At 43.0% G+C, this 17,356-nt stretch carries 22 protein-coding genes; all 22 read left to right on the top strand.

The window, feature by feature from the left end:
• Nucleotides 1–19 precede the first annotated feature (19 nt).
• The 22 genes from aroQ (at nucleotide 20) to MHI46_RS11190 (ending at nucleotide 17,245) form a co-directional block, all read left to right on the top strand.
• The gene (gene aroQ, locus MHI46_RS11295; protein ID WP_034280247.1) at nucleotides 20–463 is read left to right on the top strand and encodes a type II 3-dehydroquinate dehydratase; all 444 of its coding nucleotides are present in this window, start codon (nucleotides 20–22) and stop codon (nucleotides 461–463) included.
• Complete coding sequence (locus MHI46_RS11290) at nucleotides 457–1,521, top strand: Xaa-Pro peptidase family protein (RefSeq protein ID WP_342503254.1); 1,065 nt, start codon at nucleotides 457–459, stop codon at nucleotides 1,519–1,521. The genes aroQ and MHI46_RS11290 overlap by 7 nt, the downstream gene beginning before the upstream one ends.
• 25 nt (nucleotides 1,522–1,546) lie before the next feature.
• Nucleotides 1,547–2,104, top strand: a complete 558-nt coding sequence (efp, locus tag MHI46_RS11285) for an elongation factor P (RefSeq protein ID WP_024422954.1) — start codon at nucleotides 1,547–1,549, stop codon at nucleotides 2,102–2,104.
• Nucleotides 2,105–2,273: 169 nt separating this feature from the next.
• Entirely contained in the window at nucleotides 2,274–2,555 is a 282-nt protein-coding gene (locus MHI46_RS11280; RefSeq protein ID WP_024422953.1) for a YqhV family protein, read from the top strand.
• Between the two features lie 67 nt (nucleotides 2,556–2,622).
• The gene (gene spoIIIAA, locus MHI46_RS11275) at nucleotides 2,623–3,546 is read left to right on the top strand and encodes a stage III sporulation protein AA (protein ID WP_126681605.1); all 924 of its coding nucleotides are present in this window, start codon (nucleotides 2,623–2,625) and stop codon (nucleotides 3,544–3,546) included.
• Nucleotides 3,540–4,055: a stage III sporulation protein SpoIIIAB gene (gene spoIIIAB / locus MHI46_RS11270; protein ID WP_041086146.1), complete on the top strand. Its 516-nt coding sequence runs from the start codon at nucleotides 3,540–3,542 to the stop codon at nucleotides 4,053–4,055. The genes spoIIIAA and spoIIIAB overlap by 7 nt, the downstream gene beginning before the upstream one ends.
• Nucleotides 4,056–4,074: 19 nt before the next feature.
• Nucleotides 4,075–4,281 carry a stage III sporulation protein AC gene (gene spoIIIAC / locus MHI46_RS11265; protein WP_003153142.1) on the top strand — a complete coding sequence of 69 codons (207 nt, stop codon included), beginning with the start codon at nucleotides 4,075–4,077 and terminating at the stop codon, nucleotides 4,279–4,281.
• Nucleotides 4,278–4,691 carry a stage III sporulation protein AD gene (gene spoIIIAD / locus MHI46_RS11260; protein WP_087978339.1) on the top strand — a complete coding sequence of 138 codons (414 nt, stop codon included), beginning with the start codon at nucleotides 4,278–4,280 and terminating at the stop codon, nucleotides 4,689–4,691. The genes spoIIIAC and spoIIIAD overlap by 4 nt, the downstream gene beginning before the upstream one ends.
• Nucleotides 4,692–4,710: 19 nt before the next feature.
• On the top strand, nucleotides 4,711–5,904 hold the full coding sequence (spoIIIAE, locus tag MHI46_RS11255; RefSeq protein ID WP_260774099.1) for a stage III sporulation protein AE: 1,194 nt from the start codon (nucleotides 4,711–4,713) through the stop codon (nucleotides 5,902–5,904).
• A gap of 14 nt (nucleotides 5,905–5,918) precedes the next feature.
• On the top strand, nucleotides 5,919–6,551 hold the full coding sequence (spoIIIAF, locus tag MHI46_RS11250) for a stage III sporulation protein AF (RefSeq protein WP_041086144.1): 633 nt from the start codon (nucleotides 5,919–5,921) through the stop codon (nucleotides 6,549–6,551).
• Entirely contained in the window at nucleotides 6,544–7,215 is a 672-nt protein-coding gene (spoIIIAG, locus tag MHI46_RS11245) for a stage III sporulation protein AG (RefSeq protein WP_039179881.1), read from the top strand. Before spoIIIAF ends, spoIIIAG begins: the two co-directional genes overlap by 8 nt.
• Nucleotides 7,215–7,847 carry a SpoIIIAH-like family protein gene (locus MHI46_RS11240; RefSeq protein WP_260776097.1) on the top strand — a complete coding sequence of 211 codons (633 nt, stop codon included), beginning with the start codon at nucleotides 7,215–7,217 and terminating at the stop codon, nucleotides 7,845–7,847. The genes spoIIIAG and MHI46_RS11240 overlap by 1 nt, the downstream gene beginning before the upstream one ends.
• A 195-nt stretch (nucleotides 7,848–8,042) precedes the next feature.
• Nucleotides 8,043–8,525 (top strand): acetyl-CoA carboxylase biotin carboxyl carrier protein, encoded by a 483-nt coding sequence (gene accB / locus MHI46_RS11235; RefSeq protein ID WP_039179875.1) that lies wholly within the window; start codon nucleotides 8,043–8,045, stop codon nucleotides 8,523–8,525.
• An 11-nt stretch (nucleotides 8,526–8,536) separates the two neighbouring features.
• Nucleotides 8,537–9,886, top strand: coding sequence for an acetyl-CoA carboxylase biotin carboxylase subunit (gene accC / locus MHI46_RS11230; protein ID WP_039179872.1), 1,350 nt, complete (start codon nucleotides 8,537–8,539; stop codon nucleotides 9,884–9,886).
• A 25-nt stretch (nucleotides 9,887–9,911) separates the two neighbouring features.
• Complete coding sequence (locus MHI46_RS11225) at nucleotides 9,912–10,319, top strand: Asp23/Gls24 family envelope stress response protein (RefSeq protein WP_034280262.1); 408 nt, start codon at nucleotides 9,912–9,914, stop codon at nucleotides 10,317–10,319.
• A gap of 210 nt (nucleotides 10,320–10,529) precedes the next feature.
• Complete coding sequence (nusB, locus tag MHI46_RS11220; RefSeq protein WP_012010530.1) at nucleotides 10,530–10,925, top strand: transcription antitermination factor NusB; 396 nt, start codon at nucleotides 10,530–10,532, stop codon at nucleotides 10,923–10,925.
• Nucleotides 10,926–10,936: 11 nt separating this feature from the next.
• Nucleotides 10,937–11,788 carry a bifunctional methylenetetrahydrofolate dehydrogenase/methenyltetrahydrofolate cyclohydrolase FolD gene (gene folD / locus MHI46_RS11215; protein WP_039179869.1) on the top strand — a complete coding sequence of 284 codons (852 nt, stop codon included), beginning with the start codon at nucleotides 10,937–10,939 and terminating at the stop codon, nucleotides 11,786–11,788.
• Between the two features lie 70 nt (nucleotides 11,789–11,858).
• Entirely contained in the window at nucleotides 11,859–13,205 is a 1,347-nt protein-coding gene (gene xseA / locus MHI46_RS11210) for an exodeoxyribonuclease VII large subunit (protein ID WP_064497589.1), read from the top strand.
• Nucleotides 13,202–13,462: an exodeoxyribonuclease VII small subunit gene (locus tag MHI46_RS11205; RefSeq protein ID WP_003215880.1), complete on the top strand. Its 261-nt coding sequence runs from the start codon at nucleotides 13,202–13,204 to the stop codon at nucleotides 13,460–13,462. Before xseA ends, MHI46_RS11205 begins: the two co-directional genes overlap by 4 nt.
• Nucleotides 13,452–14,342 (top strand): polyprenyl synthetase family protein, encoded by an 891-nt coding sequence (locus MHI46_RS11200; RefSeq protein WP_064497588.1) that lies wholly within the window; start codon nucleotides 13,452–13,454, stop codon nucleotides 14,340–14,342. The genes MHI46_RS11205 and MHI46_RS11200 overlap by 11 nt, the downstream gene beginning before the upstream one ends.
• A 150-nt stretch (nucleotides 14,343–14,492) precedes the next feature.
• On the top strand, nucleotides 14,493–16,394 hold the full coding sequence (gene dxs, locus MHI46_RS11195; RefSeq protein WP_064497587.1) for a 1-deoxy-D-xylulose-5-phosphate synthase: 1,902 nt from the start codon (nucleotides 14,493–14,495) through the stop codon (nucleotides 16,392–16,394).
• Nucleotides 16,391–17,245: a TlyA family RNA methyltransferase gene (locus tag MHI46_RS11190; RefSeq protein WP_064497586.1), complete on the top strand. Its 855-nt coding sequence runs from the start codon at nucleotides 16,391–16,393 to the stop codon at nucleotides 17,243–17,245. The genes dxs and MHI46_RS11190 overlap by 4 nt, the downstream gene beginning before the upstream one ends.
• Nucleotides 17,246–17,356: the final 111 nt, after the last annotated feature.

The raw sequence follows: 17,356 nt of genomic DNA, 5'->3' as shown, positions 1-17,356 counted from the left end.
AGGGTGAAGGAGTGGTCATATGCCTCATTTTCTTGTACTGAATGGACCCAATTTAAATAGGCTTGGCAAAAGAGAGCCTGCTGTTTATGGAAGTAAGACGCTGACAGATTTAGAGACAGATTTGTTCCAGTTTGCAGAACGAGCAAACATTCAATTAACGTTCTTTCAATCGAATCACGAAGGGGATTTGATTGATGCGCTCCACGAAGCAGAAGATCAGTACGATGGAGTCGTGTTTAACCCGGGTGCATTTACCCACTACAGCTATGCGCTGAGAGATGCCATTGCAAGTATTTCTTTATCTGTCATTGAAGTACATATCTCAAATGTTCATAAGAGAGAGGAATTCCGCCATCATTCTGTACTTGCTCCAGTATGCCAAGGGCAAATCGTTGGGCTTGGCTTAGAAGGGTATAAATTGGCGATTCGTTATTTAGTCAGTGAAGGGGGAGCAGTATCATGAAACTTGAAAAACTAAGAACACTTTTAAGTGAATTAGAGATCGATGGCCTTGTCATTACGAGCAGCTTTAATTTACAGTACATGACCAGCTTTACCGGATCTGCTGGCCTTGCAGTTGTTTCAAAGGACCGGGCAGCTTTTATCACGGACTTCCGCTATACAGAGCAAGCGAAGGACCAAGTCAAAGGTTATGACATCATTGAACACAAAGGAAACATTGTGGAAACGGCTGCCCAAACGGCGAAGGAATTTGGAGTAAAACACCTTGGGTTTGAACAAAACCATATGACATTTGCCACATATCAGCAGTACGCAGCCAAAGCAGGTGATATAGAGCTTGTTCCAGTCTCTGAATCAGTTGAAAAGTTGCGCTTGATTAAGTCTAGTGAAGAGATTAAGATATTAGAGGAAGCTGCGAAGATTGCAGATCACGCCTTTGATCATATTCTCACTTACATCAAGCCGGGCCTGACGGAAATTGCTGTCATGAACGAGCTTGAATTTTTCATGAGAAAAGAAGGTGCTGAAGGATCTTCATTCGATATGATTGTTGCTTCTGGTGTTCGTTCAAGCCTGCCGCACGGAAGAGCGAGTGAAAAGGTAATTGAATCTGGTGATTTAGTGACACTCGATTTCGGTGCTTACTATAAAGGCTATTGTTCTGATATGACAAGAACGATTGCTGTCGGAACACCAAGCGACAAGCTAAAGGAAATTTATCATATCGTATTAGAAGCAGAAAACGCTGGTGTGGATAGAATCAAGCCAGGCTTAACAGGAAAAGAAGCTGATCGCATCACACGAGACATCATTGAAAAGTACGGCTATGGTCAATACTTCGGGCATTCAACCGGGCACGGGCTAGGTATGGAAGTACATGAAGCGCCAGGCCTTTCCTCACGATCAGAGGTCGTCTTAGAAGAGGGAATGGTCGTCACAGTTGAGCCGGGGATTTACTTGCCAGATGTCGGCGGCGTGAGAATTGAGGATGATATTGTCCTGACAGCTGACGGCAATAAACGATTGACCCACTCACCGAAAGAACTTATCATATTATGATGGTGAAATGTAGGAGGATGACAAAATGATTTCAGTAAACGATTTTCGTACTGGCCTGACAATTGAAGTGGACGGCGGTATTTGGCGAGTAGTGGATTTCCAGCACGTAAAACCAGGGAAAGGCGCAGCGTTTGTTCGTTCGAAACTGCGTAACCTGCGTACTGGTGCCATTCAAGAAAAAACATTCCGCGCAGGCGAAAAAGTAGCGAAAGCTCAAATCGAAACAAAAACAATGCAATACTTGTATGCTAATGGCGATCAGCATGTCTTCATGGATACAAGTTCTTATGAGCAGCTTGAACTAAGTGAAGCACAAATTAAAGATGAGCTGAAATATTTGCTTGAAAATATGTCTGTTCAAATCGTGATGTACGGTGCTGAAACACTTGGAGTAGAACTTCCAAACACAGTAGAACTAGAAGTAGTAGAAACAGAGCCTGGTATTAAAGGTGACACAACATCAGGCGGTTCAAAACCTGCAAAAACTGAAACTGGTTTAATCGTCAACGTTCCTTTCTTTGTGAACCAAGGAGATAAACTAGTGATTAATACATCAGACGGCTCATACGTTTCAAGAGCGTAATGAACGAAAAAAGGCTGTAAACCTCGTGTTTACAGTCTTTTTTTATTGAAAAATGACTCCTCAAGACTGGCCCTCTCTCAATTCTCTCATTCATCTCTCTTCCTTCCTGAAAAACAAGACTACTTCCAGCTGGTCAAGCATATAGTGTAAAAAAAGCTGGAGGTTCTATATGAAACAATTTCTCCCAGGTCTACACCCGTCGGTCGCTGCAATGGCAGGCATGAGGTTCTTATCCGCTGCCATTGAACTGACGGCAGCCATCCTCATTTTAATCACAAATGATGTACGGAAAGCGGTGGTCATCAATAGTATATTGGCGATCATCGGGCCACTCATTTTTATTATCACGATGACGATTGGAATCTATCAAATTGCAGGGCAGCTATCCTATGCAAAGCTCGTGTTCATTTTCATTGGTGTCGTGTTTATTCTTGTTGGGATCTATAAGTGAAACGGCTTGGCATAATTAACGGCTCACATCATACATTTTAGAGAAGAAAAAAAGGAGGGGAATTTCGTTGCGGAGTTTGTTGGATATTCTCCCGCACTCGATTGGACAAGAACTCAGACTGCTGAAAGAGGCAGAATGGGCGCAAATAGAAGAAATCCGCATTCGCACGGATCGTCCTATTGAACTGATGCAAGGAGGAAAACCACGTTTTCTTTCTTATCACACAACCTGGGAAGATGCGTCTCAGCTATTAGGCAGGCTGAGCAATTACAGCATGTATACACTTGAGGAAGAGCTAAAACAGGGCTATATCACCATATCTGGCGGACACCGGGTAGGACTTGCAGGAAAGGTGATCGTTGAAAACGGATTTGTCAAAGGGCTAAGAGATATCTCTTCATTTAATATCCGCATTGCAAAAGAAAAAATCGGGATTGCGCTTCCCTTTCTTCCTTATTTATATGAAGAACACTGGCACAATACACTCATCATCGGTCCCCCGCAAACGGGGAAAACCACATTGCTCCGGGATATAGCACGTCTTGCTAGTACAGGCACAAAGACAATTCCTCCTAGAAAAACAGGCATTATTGATGAGCGTTCTGAAATTGCCGGTTGTATAAGAGGGGTGCCGCAGCACCATTTTGGCCACCGGGTTGATGTACTCGATGCGTGTCCAAAGGCTGAAGGATTGATGATGATGATTCGGTCAATGAGCCCAGAGGTCATGATTGTCGATGAAATCGGAAAAAGCGAGGATGTCGAGGCACTTTTAGAAGCGATTCATGCCGGAGTCAACATCATCGTCTCAGCTCATGGCTATTCACTTGAAGATGTATATAAACGTCCTTCATTTAAGCCGTTATGGGAGCTTCGTGTGTTTGAACGATATGTTGAATTAAATCGAAACAATGGACCAGGTACGATCGGGCGGATGTACGGCGGGGACGGCCAAGAGATGAAATGGAGGCGGGGAGTGGACGTATGTTAAAGCTCATTGGCGCTATTTTCATTGTCGCGGCCACGACTTGGGGAGGATTCGAGTTTGCCAAACGATACAGCGACAGACCTAAACAAATTCGGCAGCTGCGCTTTGCTCTCCAGTCTCTTGAAGCTGAAATTATGTATGGCCAAACCCCTTTAGCGCGGGCTGCAGAGCAAATTGCAGCGCAGGTAGGTCCTCCTGTGAATCAGCTGTTTGAACAATTTTCAGAAAAGCTGAAAGTGGGGACTTTTTCTGCACGTCATGCATGGAACGAAAGTCTTGAAGATGTTTGGAAAAAGACTGTATTGAAAAAAGGCGAATATGAGGCGCTGAAGCACTTTGGGGAAACTCTTGGCCAGCATGATGTCACTTCTCAGCAAAAGTACATCAAGCTTGCTTTAGGCCATTTGGAATCAGAGGAGAAAGAAGCAGAAATCGCCCAAGCGAAAAATGAAAAAATGGTCAGAAGCCTTGGATTTTTAAGCGGATTGTTACTGATTCTTTTATTGATGTGAGAGGAAGGGAGTCGAGAGCATGGGCGTTGATGTAAACGTCATTTTTCAAATTGCCGGAGTAGGCATCGTCGTGGCCTTTCTCCATACGATTTTAGACCAAATGGGGAAGAAAGAGTACGCTCAGTGGGTGACGCTGCTTGGGTTTATCTACATTTTGTTTATGGTGGCAACCATTGTAGACGATTTGTTTAAAAAGATTAAAGCCGTATTTCTATTTCAAGGATAGGGGAGGGCTTACAAATCGAAATCATACAAATTGTTGGACTTGGTTTAATCGCTACTTTTTTAGCATTAATCGTCAAAGAACAGAAGCCAACCTTCGCCTTTATGCTTGTCGTTTTTACTGGATGTGTGATTTTCCTTTATTTAATTGATCAAATCTATGCCATTATCTCAATGATTGAAAAAATTGCAGCAAGTGCCGGCGTCAATATGAAGTATGTTGAAACCATATTGAAAATCATCGGCATTGCCTATATTGCGGAATTTGGCGCTCAGCTGACGAAAGATGCTGGGCAAGGCGCCATTGCATCAAAAATAGAGCTAGGCGGAAAGATTCTCATCTTGGTTATGGCAGTCCCGATTTTAACAGTTATCATTGAGACGATCTTAGGGATGATCCCGTCCATGACGTAAATGAAAAGAGGTGATGATAATGAAACGGGTGACCGCTGCAATGGGATTAATGCTTTTCTTTTGGCTGATTGCTCCGAATGCAGGTGCAGAAGAAAAAGAACCTTTATCTAATGAACAGCCAGCAGCACAGGAAGTGGCGAATGGACAGGCTGATGCACTTGAGCTTCAGTCCATCAGTGACTTTTGGGAAACCATTTTGGACGAGTATGGCGGCTTTTTGCCAGAAAGCCAAAAGGGCACAGTGAAGGAAATGATTGACGGCGATAAAGAGCTGTCTCCCCAAACATGGCTGAAAGCCTTTGTACATTATCTATTTCACGAGGTCATTGCAAACGGAAAGCTCCTAGGTACTCTCATTTTACTCACCATCTTTTGTTCGCTTTTGCAGCTTTTGCAAAATGCTTTTGAACAAAGCACTGTCAGCAAAGTCGCATATGCTCTTGTTTATATGGTACTGATTATTATTGCACTCAACAGCTTTCATGTGGCGATTTCCTATGCCACAGAAGCCATTCAAACGATGACCAGTTTTATTCTTGCTCTTATTCCTCTTTTACTAGCGCTTATTGCTTCATCAGGCGGGCTTGTCTCAGCCGGATTCTTTCATCCTGTTATTTTATTTTTAATGAACACGAGCGGTGTTTTCATTCAATATGTCGTTCTTCCGCTCATCTTTTTATCAGCGATATTGAGCATTGTCAGTACGCTGACCGAACAATACAAGGTCACCCAGCTTGCGCAGCTATTAAGAAATGTGGCAATTGGCGGGCTTGCCGTTTTTTTGACCGTTTTTCTCGGCGTCATTTCCGTTCAGGGGGCATCTGCGGCGGTTACTGATGGAATCGCTCTTCGTACAGCCAAATTCATTACCGGAAACTTCATCCCTGTCCTAGGCAGAATGTTTACAGATGCGACGGATACCGTGATCAGCGCCTCTGTTTTACTTAAAAATACAGTTGGACTAGTTGGGGTCGCCATTTTGATTTCAATTGCCGCCTTCCCGGCGATTAAAGTACTTTCGTTAGCCCTTATATATAAGCTTGCGGCCGCGATCCTTCAGCCGTTAGGGGGCGGACCCATCATCAGCTGTCTTGATGTCATTTCAAAAAGTGTGCTGTATATATTTGCCGCACTTGCAGTTGTGTCGCTCATGTTCTTTTTAAGCATTACCGTCATCATCACTGCGGGTAACCTGACCATGATGATGAAGTAAGGAGGGGACACCTTTTGAGCTTTCTCACGGAATGGATCACAAGTATTATTCTCTTTATCTTATTTGCGATTGTCATTGATCTTCTGCTTCCCAATTCGAGCATGCAAAAGTATGCAAAAATGGTCGTCAGTCTGCTGCTCATCGTCGTAATGCTCAATCCGATTTTTGCTTTATTTCGAGCAGATCCTGACCAAATTTTTTCAGAATTGATGAAAGGGAAGGAAGAAGCGCAGTCAGAAGAAATAAAAAATCAGATGAATTTAGAAAAAAAAGAAATACAAGCCTCTCAGCGTGCATATATTTTAAAGCAAATGGCTGTCCAACTAGAAAAAAGCGCAAAGGAGCCACTGGAGAAGGAGAGCTATGAAATGAAACACGTAGAAGTGCTGGCTGATGAGGAGCATCTGGATCAGAATATGGAGGCGGATCAATTTCGCATCAAAGCAGTTCTTTCCCCGCTCACAGGTGATGCTGTAGAAACGGTGGCAAAGGTGGACATTGATCTCTCCAGGCAAAAGGAGGAAAGCGCTGAATCTTCTAGCAAAGAGATCACGAGGGTGAAAGAGACGCTGGCTGATGTTTGGAATACGAGTCCTGAGCACATCGCGCTGAACATTGAGGGAGGTGACGCAGCAGATCATGAATAACAAGGACTGGAAACAAAAGCTGAAATCATTCTTCCAGCCGCCTGAAAAAGGTGAAGGGAAACCCAAATTAACGAAGCACCATTACTTGCTGCTTGTATTCATTATCGGCGTATCTTTCATGTTAGTCAGTCAGATCTTGTCACCGCCATCAAGCAAACAACAAGCTGCGGTTCCTGCTGCTAAAAAAACATCCTCAGAAGAGCAGGAAGTATTCAAACCGGCATCCTCAGGTAAACCAAAGAATTCAATTGAGGACGTGGAGCAAGAATACGAAAACCAGCTGAAAGAAATTTTAGAGACCATCATCGGCGTTGAGGATGTATCCATTGTGGTCAATGTAGATGCAACGTCTTTAAAAGTGTTTGAAAAAAACAAATCTAATAAAAGTACAACGACCGAGGAAACAGATAAAGAAGGCGGTGTACGAAGTGTCACTGATCAAACAAAAGAAGAAGAAGTCGTCATCATCAAAAATGGGAATGAAGAAACACCAGTCGTTGTTCAAACGAAAAAGCCAGAAATTCGAGGTGTCCTCGTTGTTGCTCAAGGAGTAGACAACGTTCAAATAAAGAAAACCATCATTGAAGCGGTTACACGAGTGCTTGATGTACCGAGCCATAGAGTGGCTGTTGCCCCTAAAAAAATCAAGGAGGATTCGGAATGATGTTAAAAAAACAAACGGTTTGGCTATTAACGATGCTAAGTTTAGTTGTCGTATTAAGTGTGTACTATATCATGTCTCCACAGGGTGAAAATGCAGTGACAGTAGAAGATACGAAATCAAAAGGGACTGAAGAGAAAAAGGTTGAAACAGAAAAAGGAACGGACAAAGGAATGGAAAAAGGCGCTGATAAGAAATCCACTGACAAAGAAACAAACGGCAAACAAGAGGGTATCGAAACAAGCGGTGAAGAAGGAAAGGCTGTGTCAGAGCAGACAGACGATGAGCTTTTTACAACATACAGACTAGAGCTTGAAGATAAACGAAGCAAGCAGCGCGAAGAATACAACGAAATCGTCTCTAGTGACGATGCAACAGCGCAAGAAAAAAGTGAAGCATACGATCAAATGACAGCACTTAGTGAGGCAGAAGGAACTGAGCGTCAGCTTGAGACCTTGATCAAAACAAAAGGCTATAAAGATGCGCTCGTAAGTGCTGAAGGAGATAAAGTGAGCATCACGGTTCGTTCTGATAAAAAATCAAAGTCTCAAGCGGCCGATATTATTGATATGGTCACAAAAGAAATGAGAGATCTTGATAACGTAGCTGTCACTTTTGAGCCCACTAATCAATAAAAAATGAACTGGCGCCCTTTGCCGAAAAGGGCGTTTTTTGATGCGGCTTGACGCCCCTTCCAAGGTGCTTTCGCGAGGCGCTTCGCCACAATAGTAGTTGAATTCATTGAAATCCTCCTGTAAGATGTGTATAGTACGTACTTTTAGTACTAGCCTATAATTAAAAGATAAATCCATACATAGGGGTGCAAATCCATGTTAAAAATTGAAGAAATTCATGAACTGATTAAATTAATTGACGACTCTACAATCGACGAATTTACGTACGAAAACGAAGGTGCGAAAATCAAACTGAAGAAAAATAAAGAAGTCGTTCAGCAAGTTGCGGCACAAGCACCAGTGGCTCCTGTCCAAGCAGCTCCGGCTCAACAAGCTCCTACAGCACAAGCTCCAGCTCAGACTGAAGCCCCTGCACAAGAGGCAACTGCGTCTGAAAATCTGCATAAAATCACATCCCCAATGGTTGGCACATTTTATGCTTCCTCTTCACCAGAAGCAGATCCATACGTGACAACAGGTTCTAAGGTGAAGGAAAATTCAGTTGTATGTATCGTTGAAGCGATGAAACTGTTTAATGAAATCGAAGCAGAAGTAAAAGGTGAAATCGTCGAAGTATTAGCTGAAAACGGTCAGCTTGTAGAATTCGGACAACCCCTCTTTCTAGTGAAAGCAGAGTAAGGAGTACGATCATGATTAAAAAGCTATTAATTGCAAACAGAGGAGAAATCGCAGTTAGAATTATCCGCGCTTGTAAAGAGCTTGGAATTGAAACTGTTGCGGTATTTTCTGAAGCGGATCGCGATGCGCTGCATGTACAAATGGCTGATGAAGCATATTGCATCGGACCAACTGCTTCTAAAGATAGTTATTTAAATGTCACGAATATCGTCAGCGTAGCAAAATTAACAGGAACAGATGCGATCCATCCAGGATACGGGTTTTTAGCAGAAAATGCAGACTTTGCAGAGCTTTGCGAGGAATGTAATGTGATCTTTGTTGGACCAACCGCGTCAGCGATTTCCAAAATGGGAACGAAAGATGTCGCGCGAGAAACAATGAAGAGTGCAGGCGTCCCGATCGTTCCTGGTTCTCAAGGAATTGTAAAAGATCTTGATGATGCTGTTTCAACAGCAGCTAGTATTGGGTATCCTGTCATTATTAAAGCAACTGCAGGCGGAGGCGGTAAAGGAATCCGTGTGGCTCGTACAGAAGAAGAGCTTATTAACGGAGTCACCATCACGCAGCAGGAAGCGGCGCAAAACTTTGGGAACCCTGGTGTCTATTTAGAAAAGTTCATTGAAGACTTTAGACATGTGGAAATCCAAGTGCTTGCAGATCAGCATGGCAATACGATTCATTTAGGAGAGCGTGACTGCTCGATCCAAAGAAGAATGCAAAAGCTTCTTGAAGAAACGCCATCACCAGCACTGAATGCAGACATCCGTGAGCAAATGGGTGAAGCAGCCGTAAAAGCAGCAGAAGCTGTTGAATATACAGGTGCTGGAACAGTCGAATTCATTTATGATTATAATGAAGAGAAGTTCTACTTCATGGAAATGAATACTCGTATTCAAGTAGAGCATCCTGTGACAGAAATGGTCACAGGTGTAGACTTGATCAAAGAACAGATCAAGGTTGCATCAGGTGAGAAGCTTTCTCTTACACAAGAGGATGTCGTATATGAAGGCTGGGCGATCGAATGCCGTATCAATGCAGAGAACCCAGAGAAAAACTTCATGCCTTCAGCTGGTGAAATTAAAATGTATCTTCCGCCAGGCGGTTTAGGAGTACGTGTTGATTCTGCCGCTTATCCGGGCTATGTGATTCCGCCATATTATGACAGCATGATTGCAAAAGTGATCACATATGGTAAGACGAGAGAAGAAGCGATTGCGAAAATGAAACGTGCGCTTCAAGAATTCGTCATTGAAGGAGTCTACACAACGATTCCATTCCACCTTAGATTGCTCGAGCATGAAACATTTGTGAGTGGTAATTTTAATACGAAGTTTTTAGAAACATACCAAATCATGAAATAATCACAGCTTTCGGAGGTGAATGATCGTGTCAGAAAACAATTTGCTTGAAATGAACCTTGATGAAGATCAATTGGGAAAAGTGCAAATTGCACCAGAAGTGATTGAAGTCATTGCTGGGATCGCCGCTTCAGAAGTCGAAGGCATTGCCGAAATGCGCGGCAATTTCGCTGCTGATGTAGCAGAACGCTTTGGTAAAAAAAATCACCGTAAAGGTGTAAAAGTAGATGTCTCTGATGAAGGCATCACAATCGATGTGTATTGTGTGGTTGAATTTGGCCTATCCATTCCAAAGGTATCCACTGCTGTACAAGAAAATATCCGTCAAACCCTTTTAAACATGACTGCCTTAACGATTAATGAAATTAACATTCATGTCGTTGGCATTCAATTTGATACAAAAGCACCTGAGGCTGAAGTAGATCAAGAAATGTAAAGAAGGGTTCAAGTGAAACCAAGGAGGCATTGCCTCTTTGGTTTTTTAAAGCCCATTTTTGGGTAATTTCCGAATATTGATAACGTCACGTGTTGATTGATTCGTTTTTCGTCACAGCTCGCATGGATCTTGGTGCGACCACGGTCAAAATATGTTATGATCTCTGTATGGCTTAACGACAAGCGGATAAAGTGGTTAAAGGAGTAAATAATGAAAAGAAGAACTGCAAGAGAAAAGGCGTTACAAACATTATTTCAAATTGATGTGAGCAATATTGATCCGAAAGAGGCCATTACACATGCGCTGGATGAACAAGAATCAGATCCTTTTTTCGAGGAACTGGTTTTCGGTGTGCTTGAACAAAAGGACAAGCTTGATGACATGATCTCACAGCATCTAGTGAATTGGAAACTCGATCGTATTGCAAACGTAGACAGAGCCATTTTAAGGCTGTCTGTGTACGAGATGGTGTATCAAGAAGACATCCCAGTTAGTGTCTCAATGAATGAAGCGATTGAACTTGCCAAATTATTCGGCGATGATAAAGCACCGAAATTTGTAAATGGTGTACTTTCGAACATTAAAAACGACCTAAAGCAGCAATAGGAGGATTCGACATGACAGCAACAATCATCGATGGGAAAGAAACAGCAAAAGAAAAGCGTGAACAATTAGCAAAAGAAGTAGAAGAGCTAAAACAAAAAGGAGTCACACCTGGTCTTGCCGTTATTCTAATCGGTGATGATCCGGCTTCACTTTCTTACGTACGCGGGAAGAAAAAAGCAGCAGAAGCAATGGGCATGCATTTCCAGCTTGATCATTTAGATGCTTCTTTAACAGAAGAAGAATTGCTTCAGCTGATTGATCAGTACAATGCGAACGATCAATTCCACGGGATTCTTGTTCAACTTCCACTGCCTAAACACATTTCTGAAAAAGCCGTTATTGAACGTATTTCACCTGAGAAAGATGTAGATGGTTTCCATCCTTTAAATATCGGGAAAATGCTGCTTGGGGAAGATACATTCCTTCCTTGTACACCAGCAGGTATTGTTGAATTATTGAATAAAACGGGTGTCGATCTTTCTGGAAAAGAAGTGGTTGTTGTGGGGCGCAGCAATATTGTCGGCAAACCAGTTGGACAATTGCTGTTAAATGAAAACGCAACGGTTACTTACTGCCATTCAAGAACGGCAAATATTTCAGAACACACGTTAAAAGCGGACATTTTAGTTGTTGCCGTCGGTCGAGCAAACTTTATTAAAGCTGACCAAATCAAAGAAGGCGCAATTGTCATCGATGTAGGAGTCAATCGTTTGGATACTGGGAAGCTTGTTGGGGATGTTGATTTTGAAGGAGCAAAAGAAAAAGCTTCTTACATCACACCAGTCCCTGGCGGAGTCGGTCCAATGACGATTACGATGCTTGCACACAATACGGTTAAATCAGCAAAACGTACATTAGCATAAGCTTTATCCATTCATCCACCTGCATGATGCCGGTGGATGAATGTGCGTTTTTGAAGAGGAGGAATACGTCATGAGTGAAAAAGCCTTTGTGACGGTCACAGCCCTTACAAAATACATAAAAAGAAAATTTGATGTTGATCCGCATTTAGAAGATATTTGGATCAAAGGTGAGTTATCCAATGTGAAGATTCATTCAAGAGGTCATGTGTACTTCACCTTAAAAGACGAAAACGCACGCATGCAAGCTGTCATGTTCCAGCGTTCCGCAGCAAAGCTGCCTTTTTCACCAAAAAGCGGAATGAAAGTGTTTGTACGCGGCGGGATTCAAGTATATGAACCAAGCGGCAACTATCAATTATATGCAAAAGAAATGCAGCCTGATGGTGTTGGTGCTCTTCATCTCGCTTATGAAGAGCTGAAGAAAAAGCTGGCAAGTGAAGGCTTATTTGATGCGCGCTATAAAAAACCAATTCCTGAATATCCAGAGGTTGTTGGTGTCGTTACATCCCCAACAGGAGCGGCTGTCCGGGATGTCATTACAACGATTAACCGGCGCTATCAGCAGGCGAAAATCATTGTGCTTCCGGCGCTTGTCCAAGGTGAAAATGCCACTCGTTCAATCGTAGAGAGGATCAAGGAAGCAAATGAAAAACAGCTCTGTGATGTCTTGATTGTCGGAAGAGGAGGCGGTTCGATCGAAGAACTTTGGGCCTTTAATGAAGAAGCTGTCGCAAGAGCAATCTTCGCATCAGACATTCCAATCATTTCTGCAGTAGGGCACGAAACGGACTTTACAATCAGTGATTTTACTGCAGACATGAGAGCACCCACACCAACAGGAGCAGCCGAGCTCGCTGTTCCAAGCACAGCCGATTTAATAGAACGAATCAAATCCATCGACATTCGGCTGACAAGGGCCGTGAAGAATCGAACATCACAAGCGAAAGACCGTCTTGTGGCGCTGCAATCCTCTTATGCTTTCCGTTTTCCAAAACGGTTGCAGGAGCAAAAAGAGCAGCAATTCGATTTGGTATTTGACCGTTTTCAAAAACAGCTGACGAGACAAATTGAACAAAAACGCAGTCAACTAGACCGCCAGACATACAGGTTGAAGCCGCTTCATCCAAAAGAGCAGCTGCTTCAAGCGAAAAAACGCCATGCCAATGAAACAGAACAGCTCATCCGCAGCATGAATGTGCAAATGAAAACAATTCATTCGCAGTTCCAATCTGTTCTTGGTAAACTAAATGCATTAAATCCACTTCAAGTGATGGAAAGAGGCTACAGTTTAGCCTATAAAGACGATGAACTGATTAAAAGTGTGAACCAAGTCGATACGAAGGATCAGCTGGCTATTACTATGAAGGATGGACGTCTGATTTGTGAGGTTATTGAGAAGGAGGGGCAATCATCATGACAGAATCAAATAAACAAAAAGAAGAACAAATGACATTTGAAGAAGCGATGAAAGGTCTTGAGGAGATCGTTGGGAAGCTCGAAGAAGGAGATGTACCACTTGAGCAAGCCATTCATTATTTCCAAGAAGGCATGACACTTTCAAAGCTTTGTCATGAAAAATTACAGCACGTTGAAAAGCAGATGGATTTCATTTTAAAAGAGGACGGTGAGCTGGCTCCTTTCTCAGTGAAGGAGGCGGATGCTGGTGACAAGTAATTTGCAGGATTTTTTAACAACACGAAAACAGGCCATTGAAGATTATTTATTTACATATGTTCAGGAATTGAAGATTCCAGAAGACCTCAAATCTTCGATGCTTTACTCTCTTAAAGCTGGAGGGAAAAGACTTCGTCCTGTTCTCGTTCTTGCTTTATTACATGCCTACGGCAAAAAAGAAGAAGATGGCATACCGGTTGGCTGTGCTGTAGAGATGATTCATACGTATTCATTGATACACGACGACCTTCCTTGCATGGACGATGATGACCTTCGCAGAGGAAAGCCGACCAACCATAAAGTATACGGGGAAGCAACAGCGGTTCTCGCTGGCGATGCTCTTTTAACAGAAAGCTTCCGTCTGATTACATCTCAGCTATCTAGCAGTGTCTCTCCTGACCAAAAACTCAAAATCGTAGATGAACTTGTGAAGTCAGCAGGTGCGCTAGGAATGGTTGGCGGTCAATTTGATGACATGGAAGCAGAGCAAAAACAAGTCCCGCTTGCAGAACTAGAATCCATTCACGCCCGGAAAACAGGAAAGCTTCTCACATTCAGCGTCACAGCAGGTGCCATGCTGGCAGGTGCATCAGATGACGATATCGAAAAACTAAGAGAATTCAGCTATCATATCGGTATTGCTTTTCAAATCCGTGATGACATTTTAGATCTCGAAGGAAGCGAAGAAAAAATAGGAAAACGGGTCGGCTCTGATACAGCGAATGAAAAGTCGACATATCCTTCTTTATTAACGCTTTCAGGAGCAAAAGAAAAACTGCACGAGCACATCACACGTGCAAAAGAAATTGTCTCAAATCTTGAATTAGAGCAGCAATTGCTGCATGAGTTATGTGATCTGATCGCCTCAAGAGATCATTAAAAACAGCCTAGATTTGAGGGTCTTCGAGCAATTGTGGTAAACTGTAAACAGTTTATCATGATGAGACAACTCTTATTCCCGCTTGGTTTTCATAGGAATAAGGCATTATATATGTAGATAGAAATTTTGTTGAAAGCGAGTTGATCCTGATTGGATCTTTTATCAATAAAAAATCCAACGTTTCTAAAAGGAATGTCAATAGCAGAATTAGAGGAGCTTAGTGCTGAAATTCGCATGTTTTTAATTGAGTCCTTGGCTAACTCTGGCGGGCATATCGGTCCAAATCTGGGTGTCGTTGAACTTACGGTTGCCCTTCACAAAGTATTTGACAGCCCGAAAGACAAATTCCTTTGGGATGTTGGACATCAGTCTTATGTTCACAAGCTGTTAACTGGGAGAGGGGCGGAGTTTGATACACTTCGTCAATATAAAGGACTTTGCGGATTTCCTAAACGAAACGAAAGCGAGCATGATGTTTGGGAAACAGGCCACAGCTCAACGTCATTATCTGGCGCGATGGGTATGGCGGCGGCGCGTGATATTAAAGGAACAGATGAATATATCCTGCCAATTATCGGAGATGGTGCATTAACCGGAGGTATGGCGCTGGAAGCACTGAATCATATCGGTGATGAAAAGAAAGATATGATCGTCATCTTAAACGATAATGAAATGAGTATTGCACCAAACGTCGGTGCGATTCACACAATGCTTGGCAGACTGCGCACAGCAGGCAAATACCAATGGGTAAAGGACGAGCTCGAATATTTATTCAAGCGGATCCCAGCTGTAGGCGGAAAGCTTGCTGCCACAGCAGAGCGTATTAAAGACAGCCTCAAGTATTTACTTGTGTCTGGCATGTTCTTTGAGGAAATGGGATTCACTTACTTAGGTCCTGTCGATGGACATTCTTATGAAGATCTTTTTGAAAACCTTGAATATGCAAAGAAAACAAAAGGTCCTGTCCTGCTGCATGTCATCACGAAAAAAGGAAAAGGCTATCAGCCGGCAGAATCCGATAAAATTGGGACTTGGCATGGTACAGGTCCATACAAAATTGATACAGGTGACTTTGTAAAACCAGCAGCAGCTGCCCCGTCATGGAGTGGTCTTGTCAGTGAAACAGTCAGAAAGCTTGCGCGTAAAGATGAGCGAATTGTGGCCATCACGCCTGCGATGCCTGTTGGCTCAAAACTTGAAGGCTTTGCAAAGGAATTTCCAGAGCGAATGTTTGATGTAGGAATTGCTGAGCAGCATGCAGCCACAATGGCAGCTGGGCTTGCGACGCAGGATATGAAGCCATTTTTAGCGATTTATTCAACGTTCCTGCAAAGAGCCTATGATCAAGTGCTGCATGATATTTGCCGCCAGAACCTCAATGTATTTATCGGGATTGACCGTGCGGGTCTTGTCGGTGCAGATGGAGAAACGCATCAAGGTGTGTTTGATATTGCCTTCATGCGTCATATGCCGAATATGGTGCTCATGATGCCGAAGGATGAAAATGAAGGTCAGCATATGGTCAATACAGCCATTCAGTATGATGACGGTCCTATTGCCATGCGTTTCCCGCGTGGAAATGGGCTTGGCGTGAAAATGGATGAACAGCTGAAAACCATTCCGATTGGGTCTTGGGAGGTTCTTCGTCCAGGGAAGGATGCCGTCATCTTAACATTCGGTACGACGATTAAAATGGCACTGCAAGCAGCTGAGGAACTTCAAAAAGAAGGAAAATCAATTCGTGTCGTCAACGCTCGATTTATTAAGCCGCTTGATGAAGCAATGTTAAATGACATTCTTTCTGAAGGGATTCCGATTTTAACGATTGAAGAAGCTGTGCTCCAAGGCGGATTTGGAAGCAGTGTATTAGAATATGTACACGACAAGAAAGCATCACATATCAAAGTAGAACGGATGGGTATCCCAGATCAATTTATTGAGCATGGAAGTGTTGATGCCCTGCTTGAAGAAATTGGTCTGACGAAAGCACAGGCTGCTGAGACTTTACGTAGCCTGCTTCCCGCAGCACCAAGAAAAGGAATTGGATCATGACATCAAAGAAAGAACGACTTGACGTTTTATTAGTCGAACAAGGACTAATGGAAACAAGAGAGAAAGCAAAGCGTGCCATCATGGCAGGAATCGTTTACTCAAATGAAAACCGTTTGGATAAACCAGGAGAGAAAATTGCTCGTGATACTCCGCTCACAGTGAAGGGGAATCCTCTCAAATACGTAAGCCGCGGCGGGTTAAAGCTCGAAAAAGCGCTCAAAGAATTTGACCTGACAGTTGAAGGGAAATTGCTAATTGATATTGGCTCATCAACAGGCGGATTTACGGATTGTGCTCTTCAAAATGGAGCGGTCAAATCATATGCTGTAGACGTTGGCTACAATCAGCTTGCGTGGAAATTAAGGCAGGATGACAGGGTGATCGTCATGGAGCGCACCAATTTCCGCCATTCCGTCCCAGCTGATTTTACTGAAGGATTGCCAGAAGTGGCTTCAATTGATGTATCTTTTATTTCACTTAAACTCATTCTGCCAGCTTTAAAGCATATTCTTGTTCCGGGTGGTGACTGTATTGCACTCGTCAAGCCTCAATTTGAAGCGGGCAGAGAGCTTGTTGGGAAAAAAGGCATCGTGCGCGAGCCGTCTGTCCACCTCGGTGTACTAGAAGAAATGAATCAATTTGCTGCTAAAGAAGGCTATGATGTAAAGGATGTTTCGTTTTCGCCTATCACTGGTGGAGACGGAAATATTGAATTTCTGCTTCATTTAGTGCTTCATCCTGATCAAGAGGAGAATACGGCGCTTCCAGTTTCAGAACTTGAGAAAGTCGTGAAGGAAGCCCATTCTGTATTGAAAGAAAAGAAAAACAGCCCTGAGCCGGCTGACACATGAGATGATTGATACAAAAGGAATAATAGCTCGCTATTATTCCTTTTCAGATTGTTGACAAAGGGTTAAAATGATCTTTATTTTAGCCCTTTGTCTTCTTTTCAGCGTGATAGA

Source organism: Bacillus sp. FSL K6-1000 (assembly GCF_038630785.1).
GTDB lineage: Bacteria > Bacillota > Bacilli > Bacillales > Bacillaceae > Bacillus > Bacillus safensis.
This window is presented reverse-complemented; position numbering and strand designations above follow the sequence as displayed.